Consider the following 12,964-nt stretch of genomic DNA (forward strand, 5'->3'; position numbering starts at 1 on the left):
GGCTGGATGCATGGACCGCAACGACTCCCTGTTCGACACCGCCCGCTCCGTGATCCCCGGCGGAGTGAACTCGCCCGTGCGCGCCTACGGCTCGGTCGGAGGGACGCCGCGGTTCCTGGCATCCGCTTCCGGCGCCCGCGTGACCGACGCCGCCGGACACGAGTACCTCGACCTCGTCGCGTCGTGGGGTCCGGCTCTGCTCGGCCACGCGCATCCCGAGGTCGTGCAGGCGGTACAGGATGCTGCCACCCGGGGCCTCTCGTTCGGCGCGCCCACCGAGGGCGAGGTCGAGCTGGCCCAGCTGATCGCCGATCGCGTGCGGCACGGCGACGTGCGCCCCGTCGAGCGCGTGCGCCTGGTGTCGACGGGCACCGAGGCGACCATGACCGCCATCCGGCTCGCTCGCGGCGCCACGGGACGAGACCTGCTGGTCAAGTTCGCCGGGCACTACCACGGCCACTCCGACGGGCTGCTCGCCGCGGCCGGTTCGGGAGTCGCCACCCTCGCCCTGCCCGGGTCGGCCGGAGTGCCCGCCCCGATCGCCGCGCAGACGCTGGTCATCGACTACAACGACCCGGATGCCCTGGCCGCGGTGTTCGCCGAGCATGGCGAGCGCATCGCGGCGGTCATCGTCGAGGCGGCCTCGGCGAACATGGGCGTCGTCGCGCCGGTGCCCGGCTTCAACAAGCTGATCGCCGACACCGCGCACGCGCACGGCGCGCTGATGATCCTCGATGAGGTGCTCACCGGCTTCCGCGTGCACCCCGCCGGATTCTGGGGCCTGCAGCAGCAGGCGGGCGAGCAGTACGTCCCCGACATCATCACGTTCGGCAAGGTCGTGGGCGGGGGCATGCCTCTCGCCGCGCTCGGCGGCAGCGCGGCGGTCATGGACATGCTGGCCCCGGTCGGCCCCGTGTACCAGGCGGGCACCCTGTCGGGTAACCCGCTCTCGGTCGCGGCCGGAATCGCGACGCTGCGGCTCGCGACTCCCGAGGTGTACGCGCGGATCGACGCCTCGGCCGAGCGTCTGTCTGCGGCACTCGACGCCGCTCTGACGGATGCCGGCGTCGTGCACTCCGTGCCCCGGGCGGGCAACCTGTTCGGCGTCGCGTTCCTTCCCGAGGCTCCGCGGAACTATGCGACCGCGCAGACGCAGGAGTCGTTCCGGTATGCGCCGTTCTTCCACTCGATGCGCGAGCAGGGCGTGGCGCTGCCGCCGAGCGTCTTCGAGGCATGGTTCCTCACGGCCGCGCACGGCGAAGACGAGCTCGCCGCCATCGAGGCGGCGCTGCCTGCGGCGGCTGCGGCCGCGGCATCCGCCTGATCGGTCGGGAGTCTCGGACGATCCGGTGCGCCGGCGGCGTGTCGTGGGGCGGCGCGCCGGTGGGTGGGCGTTCGGTCTGAGGTTTCCCGCGTGCGGGTTGCCGGATCGGCACAACAGGATCGTTGCCGTCCTGTCAGCAAGTCATGGGCGTGTCGACCGTGCGCGCTGGCAGACTGGACGCATGGTGACCCTGCTGCTGGATCAGACACGGCTCGAGGTCGTGCTCTCGCCCATCGAGCGGGCGTCGACCTTCCACCGTGAGAACGTGCGCATCGAGCGCGATCACATCACCAAGGTGCAGCTGACACAGGATGCCTGGACCTGGCTGCGCGGTGTGCCCGGACCCGGCACGCACATCCCCGGCATCCTCGCCGCGGGCACGTGGAAGGCGGCAGAGACGACGGACTTCGTGCTCATCCGCCGACGCAAGCCGAGCGTGGTCATCGACCTCGAGGGCGATCCGCAGTACCAGCGGCTGATCCTCACGACGCGCCACGGGCTGGCGCTCACCCAGGCGCTGCGCCTCGAGGTGACCGATCAGCCCGAAGACGTCGTCGACATCGCGACCGGATCGGTTCCGGTTCAGAAGTCACGCCAGCGTCCGGTCATCCGTCCGCGGCCGCGCACCATCTGACCTGACGCGAGACCACGACGGCGCCGGGCGCCGCCGTGCTCAGCTGTGGTCGTTGCGCTCGTCGTGCTGCGCGGCGCCCTCGTCGTTCGACGACGCGTCGGCGGCGGCGTCTTCGCGACGCTCGGCCCGCGAGCTGTACGGGTAGTCGGGAGCGGGCCCGTCGAAGAACCGGCTCGCTGCCGCTGACAGCGAGGTGCGCATCGCGGCGAGCCGCGGATCGTCGTCACCGTCGTCGACGGCATCCTCATCCTCGTCGTGCGCGAGCTCGGGAGTCACGATCGAGATCGCCTCGGTCGTCGTCACCGGACCGTCGGCTCCCTCCGTGGTGACGGATGCCGGGATGCCCGTGATCAGCTCGGTGAACGTCGGCTCGACGGTCGCCGACGGAAGGGTGACGGCCTCGGTCGCCAGCGGCAGGATCAGCGGGCGCGTCTCGTCGGACGGCTCGTCTGCGCTCGAGTCGGTCCCATCCGCTGCGGGATGCTCGTCTGCCGACTCCTCGTCCGCCGCGTCGTGCTCGTCGGTGTCGCCGTACTCTGCGTCGTGATCTGCGGGGCTCTGCGATTCGTCCGGGGCGCCTTCGTGCTCGGGTGACTCGGGATCTGCGTCGCCGTGCTCGTCCTCATGGGAGGACGGCTGCTCATCGGCGTTCTGCGGGTCGTGGCCCTCGGAGCCGTGGTCGTCGTCGTGCTCGTGATGCTCACCGTCCGCCGCGCGTGCGTCGACGGCGAGCTCGTCGCGCTGCTCGTCGGCCGGAAGATCGCCCTCCTGCTCGGCGTCGCCGTGAGCGGCGTGATCCTGCTCCTTGTCGCCGGTGTCGCCCTGTGCGGCGTCACCCTGGTCGGCGTCGCCGAGGTCGGCGTCGCTGTGCTCGGCGTCGCCGTGCTCGTCGTCGCGGGCCGCCTCACCCTGAGCGGTGTCGCCCTGCTCGTCGTCGCCGTTGTCGCTGACCGCCTCGCCCCGCACGGTGTCAGCCTGCTCGCTGTCGCCCTGCGCGGTGTCGTCCTGCACGGTGTCGCCCTGCTCGGCGTCGCCATGCTCGCTGTGCGCGTCGTCGCCGTGCTCATCGGCAGGCTCGACGCCGTCAGCCGACCCCTCATGCTGCTGCTCTGCGTTCTCGTGCGGAGCGTCGGCACGGTCTTCGTCCGACGCCTCAGCCGCCGCGCCGAACAGATCGGCGATGGCGTTGTCGCCCTCGGCGACGTCGGTGGCCTCAGCATCCGCCTCAGCATCCTGGTCGCTTCCCTCGGCACCAGCGGTCTCGTCAGTGTCGTCCGAGGGCGCGTCGGCCAGGGCGTCGACGAGATCGTCGTCGCTCTGCTCGGCGGCACGGGCCTCATCCGACGACATCGCGTCGATCTCGGCATCGGCACCCGCATCGGCGTCAGTGGCACTGGCGCCCGCCTCGGGCTCCGTCTCGGCCGCGTCGTCTCCGGCCGCGGCATCCGGCTCTTCCGCGGCGTCCGACTGCGGGGTCGCGTCGCCGTCGTCCGCAGACGCATCCGCGGCATCGTGAGGCGCAGCGCCGTATCCGGCGCCCGCGGCGGCGACCATTCCGCCATCGGCCACGACGGCGGCGGCACCGGCGAGCGGCACGCCGCCCGCGACCAGCGCGACGTCGCCCGCATCGTCGATGGCGGGCGCCGTCAACGGGGCATGGGCGACCGGGTTGGCCGACGTGTCGAGCCGCGGGCTGTCGGAGCGGCGACCGTAGACCAGGTCGAGGAAGACCTCCTCGAGGCTCGGCCCACGCTGCTGCAGCATCGTCAGGGCGACACCTGCCGCCGCAGCGACGGCACCGACCGTGGCGGAGTCCGAATCGCGCACGGTGACGCCCGAGCGCAGCACGTCGAAGTCGAGCTTGGCCGCAGAGAGCGCGGTGATCAGGGGTGCGCGGTTCTCGGCATCCACCACGACGGCTCCGCCCGAGGCATCCGCGAGCTCCGAGATCGGGCCCGCGTGCACGGCGCGGCCCTTCGAGAGCACCACGACGTTGTCGGCGACCTGCTCGATCTCGCTCAGCACATGCGACGAGACGAGCACGGTGCGCCCCTCATCGGCGAGGCGGCGCATGAGCAGGCGCATCCACCGGATGCCCTCGGGGTCGAGTCCGTTCGCCGGCTCGTCGAGCACGAGCACGCCCGGGTCGCCCAGCAGAGCGCATGCGACGGCGAGGCGCTGACGCATGCCGAGCGAGTAGCTGCCGAGACGGGTGTCGGCGTCTTCCTGCAGGCCGACCAGGCGCAGCACCTCGTCGACGCGGGCCGAGGGGATGCCGTTCGCCTTCGCGGCGATCAGCAGCTGGCGGCTCGCAGTGCGGCGCGGCCGGTAGGCCGACTCCTCGAGCACCGCGCCGACGGTGCGCAGCGGGTGGCGCAGGTCGGAGTAGCTCGCGCCGCCGATCGTCGCGGTGCCTGACGTGGGTCGGATCTGACCGAGAAGGATGCGCAGCGACGTCGTCTTGCCAGCGCCGTTCGGGCCGAGGAAGCCGGTGACGGCGCCCGGCTCGACGCGCACGGAGAGATCGGAAACCGCGGTCACGGCGCCGAAGCGCTTCGTGACCTGGCTGAACTCGAGCACCTGTCCTTCGGGCATGGTCGACCTCTCGTCTTCGGGACAATTCCTCCCATCTTCTCGGAAATCCGCGGAAACCGTGGTCTCACCTGCCGAAAGCGCCCATCCTGGTGCCCAAATGGGGGCAGAACGCGAAGCGGAGTAGCCTGGCAGGCGTGACCGACACCGAAGCCGCCACCGTCCTCGCCCGCACCGAGAGCTCGCTCGGACGCATCACGCTCAACCGGCCACGGGCCATCAACGCCCTGGATCTCGGCATGATCGAGCAGATCACGGCGGCGCTCACCGCATGGATCGACGACACCGATGTGCAGACGGTGCTGATCGACGGCGCCGGCGACCGCGGGCTGTGCGCCGGCGGCGACGTGCGCGCGCTGTACGACTCGATCACGAGCGGTCACGCCGAGCACATCGCCGACTTCTTCCGCGCCGAGTACGCGATGAACGCGCTGATCGCCGAGTACCCCAAGCCGGTCGTCGTCTTCGCCGACGGCATCACGATGGGCGGAGGCATCGGCCTCGCCGGTCACGCCGCCGTGCGCATCGTGACCGAGCGCTCGCGCCTGGCGATGCCCGAGACGCGCATCGGCTTCACCCCCGACGTCGGCGGCACCTGGCTGCTCGGACGCGCGCCGGGGCGGCTGGGCGAGTACTTCGGCCTCACCGGGCAGAGCATGAACGCGGCAGATGCCCTGTACCTCGGCTTCGCGGATCACTACGTGCCCTCCGAGAACCTCGACGGGCTGCGCGATGCGCTCGCGACACGGGCCGATCCCGGCACCCCGAACGAGATGACGCTGCTGTTCGACGAGACGCCCGAGCCGTCGGCGCTGCCGGCCGCCCGCGAATGGATCGACGAGGCGTTCTCGGCCGACACGGTGGGCGAGATCATGCAGCGGCTGCGGGATTCGGATGCCCCGGATGCGGCATCCGCCCTCGCCGCGCTCGAAGAGCTCGCACCCACCGGCCTCGCCGTCACGCTCGATGCCGTGCGCGAGGCCCGCGCGATGAGCGGAGTGCGCGAGGCGCTCGAGGGCGAGTACCGCCGCGTGATGTGGTTCGGTCATCACCACCCGGACCTCGTCGAGGGCATCCGGGCGCAGCTGGTCGACAAGGACCGCGACCCGAAGTGGCAGCCGGCCACCGTCGCCGAGCTGCCCGCCGATGCCGGGGCACCCGCCCGGGCCTATGTGCCGGAGCCCGCGCTGTTCTGAGCCGGTGGTGGGCGCGGACTGGCGGCCGGTGTGCTGCACCGTCAGGTCGCAACTCAGCCCGAAGTGGTGCGCTGACCTGAGCGACGTGCGGGCGCGAAGAGGGGCAGGGGCGAGTGACTCAGACCGAGGCGGCGAGCTCGAGCAGTCGCGCGACGTGCGCCGATGCGACGCGCTCGCTCGCGTACGCGACAGCGCCCTCGCGAGGCGCGGCGAGCAGCGAGCGGTCGGCCTCGAGCCTGACGATCAGGTCGGCGAGCCCCTCGGCATCCGGTGTCGGGGTGCCGAGCGCGGCATCGCCGAACTCCGTCGCGAGCACCGGGTCGCTGACGATCACGGGGCGCCCGTGCGCGAACGCCTCGAGTGCGACCATCGGCTGGTTGTCGAAGCCGAGCGAGGTGATGAGCGCGGCATCCGCGGCATCCATCAGCTGGGCCACGCGCTCACCCGGGACCGGCCCGTGGAACGTGACCCCCGGCAGCGGCCGGTGCGTTCCGCCGGCCACATCGAGGTGCACCCGGCCCTCGCCGAGCCGATCGACGACGAGACGCATCGCGTCGAGTGCGACATCGACGCGCTTCTCGGGCGCGAAGCGGGCCACCCACAGCAGACGCAGCGGTCCGCCGTCCGGCGGCGCAGCGACCTGCAGCGGCTGGGCGACGTTCGAGAACGCCTCGACCCGCCCCGCCCCGGCGTCGCGCAGTGCGACGGCCTGATGCCTCGACGGTGACAGCACGATGTCGGCCCGTTCGGCGATCCGCAGGGTCATGGTGCGCAGGGCGTTGTTCAGCGGATGGCTGCCGGTGAAGCGTCCGCCGCTGCGGATGCCGGTGAGCGCCCGGTGCACACGGGACACCACAGGCGCGAAGGGGGCGAGCGCCGCGGGCGCCCGCCAGAAGAACGTGTGAACCGTGTGCAGCGACGGGATGCCCAGTTGCCGTGCCACATCGATCGCGGCGGCAGCGAGGGCGAACTCGGAGTGCACGACGACCGCGCCTATGCCGTGCCTGCGGATCGTCGCGGCGACCAGTGGCTCGAGGTCGCGCGCGCGGCCCAGCAGCGGGAGGTCGAGCACCGGGATCGTGCCGCGTCGGGGCGGCGAGACCGTGATGATCCCCTCTGCGGCCAGCGCATCGGCATCCGGCGCGAGGACGACGACCTTCACGCCCTCTGCGGCCAGCGCCTCGGCCTGCCTGACGAAGGCGGTCTGGGCGCCCCCGAGGTACTTCAGCGAGTAGTCGCACACCATCAGCACGGGGGCGGCGGTCTCGAACGGCATGGCTGCGAGTCTATTAGGGGTCGTTTCGCGCGGCTCTTTCCGCTGACAGCGAAGGTCATCCCTGAGGGGGATACGAATGTCGGCGCTTCGTGGCACTCTGTCTGATGGCCGCGTTTCGGCCCTCCGAATTCTCACAAGGAAGTCCGCCTGTGCTCGGAAAACTCCTCATCCGCTATCTGAAGAGATACTGGCCGCTGCTCGTCACGATCGTCGTGCTGCAGTTCGCCAGCGTCATGGCATCGCTCAACCTGCCCGAGATCAACGCCGACATCATCAACAACGGCGTCGCGAAGGCCGACATCGGCTACATCTGGAGCCGCGGCGGCTTCATGCTGCTCGTGTCGCTCGGCCAGATCCTCGCCTCCATCTTCGCCACCTACTTCGCCGCCAGGATGGCGATGAGCGCCGGGCGTGACATGCGCGCCGACGTCTTCTCGCGCGTGAGCGGCTTCTCCGAGCGCGAGGTGTCGCAGTTCGGCGCCGGCTCGCTGATCACCCGCAACACGAACGACGTGCAGCAGGTGCAGATGCTGGCGATGATGGGCGCGACGATGTTCGTCACGGCCCCGCTGCTCGCGATCGGCGGCATCATCAAGGCCATCCAGACCGACGTCGGCCTCAGCTGGCTGATCGCGGTCTCGGTGCCGCTGCTGCTGATCATCGCGGTGCTCATCATCGGCCGCATGGTGCCGCTGTTCCGCCGAAACCAGGCGAAGCTCGACGATGTCAACCGCATCATGCGCGAGCAGCTGACGGGCGTGCGCGTCGTGCGCGCCTTCGTCCGCGAGCGCATCGAAGAGCGCCGGTTCCGCGAGGTCAACACCGACCTGATGGTGCTCGGTCGCAACATCGGCTCGCTGTTCGTGCTGATGTTCCCGCTGTTCATGCTCGTGCTCAACGTCACGATCGTCGCCGTCGTGTGGTTCGGCGGCGTCGAGATCAACGCGGGCAACGCCGAGATCGGCACGATCTTCGCGTTCATGCAGTACATCGGCCAGATCATGATGGGCGTGATCATGTCGAGCTTCATGGCGATGATGATCCCGCGCGCCGCCGTCTCGGCCGAGCGCGTCGCCGAGGTGCTCGACGCCGAGTCGTCGATGAGCCGCCCAGAGAACGGCGTCGCCGAGTTCCCCGAGCCGGGCGCCGTCGCCTTCCGCAACGTCGAGTTCACCTACCCGGGCGCCGAGGTGCCCGTGCTCTCCGACATCAGCTTCGATGCGAAGCCGGGCGAGACGGTGGCGATCATCGGCTCCACCGGGTCGGGCAAGACCACGCTGGTCTCGCTGATCCCGCGCCTCTTCGACGCGACCGGCGGCTCGGTGAGCGTCGGCGGGGTCGACGTGCGGGATGCCGATCTCGACGCCCTCTGGCAGGACCTCGGGCTGGTGCCCCAGCGTCCGTTCCTGTTCTCGGGCACCGTGGCATCCAACCTCCGCTATGGGCGTGCCGATGCCACCGACGACGAACTGTGGGCGGCCCTCGAGATCGCGCAGGGGCGCGACTTCGTCGAGGCGATGCCCGACCGGCTCGAGTCGCGCATCGCCCAGGGCGGCACCAACGTCTCGGGCGGCCAGCGCCAGCGTCTCGCGATCGCCAGGGCGATCGTGCACCGGCCGCGCATCCTGATCTTCGACGACTCGTTCTCGGCTCTCGACCTGACGACGGATGCCCGGCTGCGCCAGGCGCTCTGGAGAGAGCTGCCCGACGTCACCAAGATCGTCGTCGCGCAGCGCGTCTCGACGATCACCGATGCCGACCGCATCGTGGTGCTCGACGACGGCGCCGTCGTGGGTGTCGGCACGCACGAAGAGCTGCTGGCCACCAGCGCCACCTATCGGGAGATCGTCGAGTCGCAGCTGGGGGTGGACGCATGAGCGGCAACGCAGACAAGAAGGTGTCGCGTCGTGAGCGCGCACTCGCCGCGCGCGCTCAGGCGACCGCGGTGGCTGAGGTCGAGATGACCGACGCCGAGAAGGAAGAGGCCGAGCTCGCCGAGAAGGCCCGCCTCGAGGGTGGGGGCATGTTCGACGGCCCCGCACCGGGCAAGGCCGACAACTTCGGGCCGAGCTTCACTCGCATGATCGGGCTGCTCAAGCCGTCGGCATGGTGGTTCGCACTGGTGTCGTTCTTCGGCGCCGTCGGCGTCGTGCTGGCCGTCGCGGCACCCAAGGTGCTGGGCGAGGCGACCAACGTCGTGTACGAGGGCTTCATCTCGAGCGTCCTCGGGCAGGGCTTCGGCGGAGCGCCCGGATTCCCGCAGGGGACCAGCCGCGACCAGGTCGTCGAGGCGCTGCGCGGCGCGGGCCAGGACGAGTTCGCCAACATGGTCTCGGCCATGGACGACTTCGCCGTCGGCGACGGCGTCGACTTCGAGCGGCTGCGCTGGATCATCATCGCCGTGCTCGCGATCTACGTGGTCGCGTCGATCCTCAGCTGGCTGCAGGGCTACGTGATCAACGTCATCATGGTGCGCACCATGTGGCGCCTGCGCGAAGACGTCGAGGCGAAGATCAACCGTCTGCCGCTGTCGTACTTCGACAAGGTGCAGCGCGGTGAGCTGATCTCGCGCGTCACCAACGACATCGACAACATCACGCAGACCATGCAGCAGTCGCTGTCCGGCGCGCTGACCAGCGTGCTCACCGTCGTCGGCGTGCTCGTGATGATGTTCTCGATCTCGTGGCAGCTCGCACTCGTCGCACTCGTCTCGCTGCCGCTGATGGGCGTGATCTTCGGCATCATCGGCCCGCGTTCGCAGAAGGCCTTCGGCCAGCAGTGGCGCAAGGTCGGCCGACTGAACGCCCGCGTCGAAGAGGCCTTCTCGGGCCACGCGCTGGTCAAGGTGTTCGGCCGCGAGAAGGACGCGCTCGACAGCTTCCAGGTCGAGAACGAAGAGCTCTTCCAGGCCGCGTTCAAGGCGCAGTTCCTGTCGGGCATCATCATGCCCGCCATGATGTTCGTCGGAAACCTGCAGTACGTGGGCATCGCGGTGCTCGGCGGCCTGCTGGTCGCCGGCGGCAACCTGCGCCTCGGCGACGTGCAGGCGTTCATCCAGTACTCGCAGCAGTTCAGTCAGCCGCTCAGCGAGCTGGGCGGCATGGCCGCCGTCGTGCAGTCGGGCACCGCCTCGGCCGAGCGGGTCTTCGACCTGCTCGACGCCGATGAGCAGGATCCGGATGCCGACGACGCGCCGAACGCGCCCGAGGGCAAGGGCGTCATCGAGTTCCAGCACGTCGCCTTCTCGTACAGCGAGGACCGCCCGCTGATCAAGGACCTCTCGTTCCGCGTGGAGCCCGGGCAGACGGTCGCGATCGTGGGGCCGACGGGTGCAGGCAAGACGACGCTCGTGAACCTCATCATGCGGTTCTACGAGCTGAACTCGGGTCGCATCCTGCTCGACGGGCAGGACATCTCCGAGATGCGTCGCGACGATCTGCGCCGCCGCACCGGCATGGTGCTGCAGGACCCGTGGCTGTTCGCGGGCTCGATCCGCGAGAACATCCGCTACGGCAACGACGCGGCCACAGACGAGCAGATCATCGCGGCCGCCGAGGCGACCTACGTCGACCGGTTCGTGCACTCGCTGCCCGAGGGCTACGAGACCGTGCTCGACGAAGACGCCTCGAACGTGTCGGCCGGGGAGCGACAGCTCATCACGATCGCACGGGCGTTCGTCTCGCGGCCGTCGATCCTCATCCTCGATGAGGCGACCAGCGCCGTCGACACCCGCACCGAGCTGCTGCTGCAGCAGGCGATGGCAGCCCTTCGCGAAGGACGCACGTCGTTCGTGATCGCGCACCGGCTGTCGACGATCCGCGACGCCGACCTCATCCTCGTGATGGAGCACGGTGACATCGTCGAGCAGGGCGACCACGACGAGCTGATCGCGAAGCAGGGCGCGTACTGGCGGCTGTACCAGTCGCAGTTCGAGCAGGCTGCGACCGACATCGATGCCGAAGAGGCGCTCACCGGCTCCGTGCCCGTGATCGTCACCGGAGACGCCGAAGACGAGGCCGAGGCGGTCGCCGAGCAGAAGGTCGTCGCCGCACCCGATGCGCAGCAGCTCGGCGAAGCCGTGAAGGAAGCCGAGTCCACGGCATCCGACCCCCGACGCGACTGACGGGCAGCACCGCCCAGAACTGCAGAGCGCCCGCCCCGATCACGGGGCGGGCGCTCTGCAGTCCTGGTGCCGAACGCACCATATCCCGCCGAACTCACCACTTATGCGCGTCGGCACATGGTGATCTCGGCGCGACGTGGTCCACTCGTGCGACGACCTGAAGGTCAGTCGTTGTCGTCGAGCCCGAAGAGCTCGAGCGGGTGCGTCAGACGCCACCAGGCGCTCGGCTGCGTGATGTCATCGGCGAGGGAGACCGACGTGGTCGCCGTGTCGAGCGGACCCTCTGCAGTCAGGGTGCCGACCTCGGCGCCCTTCTTCGTCTTCTCGTCCAGCGAGAACGAGGTCGACGAGGTCGCCCCGGCGCCGTTCCACAGCATCACGCGCGTATCCGCGTCGGTCACGATGTCGACCCGGTCGCCCCACTCGGTGCTCACGTGCCCGACCACGGTGCCGGCAGGCACCGACGGCGCCTGCTCGGTGAGGCTCTTCTCGACGTCGGCGAGCAGCTGGCGGGTCGCCGCCAGGCGCGCCTTGTTGTCGTCCTGCCCGAGCACGGCGCTGAACAGTCGCACCGTGGTGTCGCCGACGGTGATGTCCTTCGCGGTGAGCAGGTTCCAGTGCGAGAGAGTGCCCGTCTTGATGCCCACGACCCCGGGGTCATCGAGCATCTGGTTGGTGTTGGTCACGGTGCCGACGCCCGGGATCTCCGCCGTGCGGGTGGCCACGATCTCGGCGAAGACCGGGTTCGCCATCGCCAGCTCCGCGATCTGGATGAGCGCGCCGGGCGGTGCGACGTTCCGCTTGTCGAACCCCGAGGGAGAGGCGAGCGTCACGCCCTCGATGCCGCGATCGCTGAGCCACTGCGCCGCTGCCTGGGCGAACGCCCGGTCGGAACCCCACAGCTCGTCGGAGAGGCGGTCGATGTAGTTGTTCGCCGAGCCGAGCATGATCCCCTGCAGCATCTGGTACTCGGTGAGGCTGCCGCCGACGGGCACGTCGAGCGACGACTGGTTCGCTTCGCGGTAGCGCCAGAACTCGCGGGAGTCGGCGTAGGTGAAGCGGAAGCTCGGGCCCTGCTCGCCGACCTTCAGGGGCAGCTCGTCGAGCACCATCATCACGCTGACGACCTTCGAGATGCTCGCGATCTCGTCTGCCGACGCCGTGGACGTCACGGGCGCCAGTCCCTGGATGCCCACAGCGGCGCTGCCCTGCGCCGGCCAGGTGACGGCCGCAGCGGGAGCGGGGGCGATCGTCACGGCGGATGCCTGCGCTGTCGGGGCGACCTCGCTCAGCGGCCACAGCAGCGTGGTCGAGACGTAGGCGCCGCAGAGTGCGGCGACGATGCTCAGGGGGATCAGGATGCGGGGGCGCCGCCATCCCGGTGTCAGCCGGGCACCTTCGAAGAGCGGGCGGGGTTCGGCTGCGACCGGGTGCTCGTCGAGCAGGGCGGATGCCTCGAGCCATGTCAGTGCGGTGGGCGGGCGCTGCTCGTCGGCCCAGGCCTTCGGCGCGTCGTCGGCAGCCGAGGTCGGAGATGCTCCCGCCGGCGCGTCGGACGCCACGACGGTCGTGCTCTCCGACCTCGCGGCGTCGGCGCGCCCGACAGCGCCCTCGGGCGCGTCCGCAGGCGCTTTCCGCTCGACATCCACAGCGTCAGTATCGCTGGTCGCGGCCCGTTCCGGCCCGAGGCTGTCGCCGAACTTCGGCAGCGTCGCCGCATCGCCGGATGCACGAGCGGCCCGTGCGCGCGTGCGCTCGCGCATGACGCGGCGCGTGACAGGGCGCGTCGACTCTGGGGGAGGGCTCACCTCACCACGCT

8 protein-coding genes are annotated in these 12,964 nt (G+C 70.3%); 5 read left to right on the forward strand and 3 right to left on the reverse strand.

Translation table 11 applies throughout. From position 1 onward, the window contains the following. Positions 1-10: 10 nt before the first annotated feature. Positions 11-1,324: a glutamate-1-semialdehyde 2,1-aminomutase gene (locus AB0N59_RS05480; RefSeq protein ID WP_363479861.1), complete on the forward strand. Its 1,314-nt coding sequence runs from the start codon at positions 11-13 to the stop codon at positions 1,322-1,324. Between the two features lie 181 nt (positions 1,325-1,505). After that, a complete protein-coding gene (locus tag AB0N59_RS05485; RefSeq protein WP_363479864.1) occupies positions 1,506-1,958 on the forward strand; it encodes a hypothetical protein in 453 nt (150 codons plus the stop codon). A 39-nt stretch (positions 1,959-1,997) separates the two neighbouring features. On the opposite strand, the gene AB0N59_RS05490 is transcribed toward AB0N59_RS05485, so the two are convergent. Beyond that, on the reverse strand, positions 1,998-4,553 hold the full coding sequence (locus tag AB0N59_RS05490) for an ATP-binding cassette domain-containing protein (protein WP_363479867.1): 2,556 nt from the start codon (positions 4,551-4,553) through the stop codon (positions 1,998-2,000). A gap of 134 nt (positions 4,554-4,687) precedes the next feature. Here AB0N59_RS05490 and AB0N59_RS05495 point away from each other — a divergent pair, with 134 nt between their 5' ends. Further along, the gene (locus tag AB0N59_RS05495) at positions 4,688-5,746 is read left to right on the forward strand and encodes an enoyl-CoA hydratase/isomerase family protein (RefSeq protein WP_363479870.1); all 1,059 of its coding nucleotides are present in this window, start codon (positions 4,688-4,690) and stop codon (positions 5,744-5,746) included. 118 nt (positions 5,747-5,864) lie between these two features. Here AB0N59_RS05495 and AB0N59_RS05500 read toward each other — a convergent pair whose 3' ends face one another. Continuing rightward, positions 5,865-7,022 (reverse strand): glycosyltransferase family 4 protein, encoded by a 1,158-nt coding sequence (locus AB0N59_RS05500; protein WP_363479873.1) that lies wholly within the window; start codon positions 7,020-7,022, stop codon positions 5,865-5,867. A gap of 149 nt (positions 7,023-7,171) precedes the next feature. Between AB0N59_RS05500 and AB0N59_RS05505 the strand changes: the two genes are divergently transcribed. Then, positions 7,172-8,899, forward strand: a complete 1,728-nt coding sequence (locus AB0N59_RS05505; protein ID WP_363479876.1) for an ABC transporter ATP-binding protein — start codon at positions 7,172-7,174, stop codon at positions 8,897-8,899. An 83-nt stretch (positions 8,900-8,982) separates the two neighbouring features. Beyond that, positions 8,983-11,145 (forward strand): ABC transporter ATP-binding protein, encoded by a 2,163-nt coding sequence (locus tag AB0N59_RS05510; RefSeq protein WP_363481216.1) that lies wholly within the window; start codon positions 8,983-8,985, stop codon positions 11,143-11,145. 164 nt (positions 11,146-11,309) lie between these two features. Here the strand turns inward: AB0N59_RS05510 and AB0N59_RS05515 are convergent, their stop codons facing one another. Next, positions 11,310-12,953 (reverse strand): D-alanyl-D-alanine carboxypeptidase, encoded by a 1,644-nt coding sequence (locus AB0N59_RS05515; protein WP_363479879.1) that lies wholly within the window; start codon positions 12,951-12,953, stop codon positions 11,310-11,312. Positions 12,954-12,964 lie beyond the last annotated feature (11 nt).

Source organism: Microbacterium sp. NPDC089321, from assembly GCF_040684935.1.
In the GTDB taxonomy this organism is placed as follows: domain Bacteria; phylum Actinomycetota; class Actinomycetes; order Actinomycetales; family Microbacteriaceae; genus Microbacterium.

Excerpts from the sequence above, each read along its gene's own strand:
- AB0N59_RS05490 (WP_363479867.1), bottom strand. The coding sequence starts at position 4,553 with ATGCCCGAAGGACAGGTGCTCGAGTTCAGCCAGGTCACGAAGCGCTTC.
- AB0N59_RS05510 (WP_363481216.1), top strand. The coding sequence starts at position 8,983 with ATGACCGACGCCGAGAAGGAAGAGGCCGAGCTCGCCGAGAAGGCCCGC.
- AB0N59_RS05500 (WP_363479873.1), bottom strand. The coding sequence starts at position 7,022 with ATGCCGTTCGAGACCGCCGCCCCCGTGCTGATGGTGTGCGACTACTCG.
- AB0N59_RS05485 (WP_363479864.1), top strand. The coding sequence starts at position 1,506 with ATGGTGACCCTGCTGCTGGATCAGACACGGCTCGAGGTCGTGCTCTCG.
- AB0N59_RS05480 (WP_363479861.1), top strand. The coding sequence starts at position 11 with ATGGACCGCAACGACTCCCTGTTCGACACCGCCCGCTCCGTGATCCCC.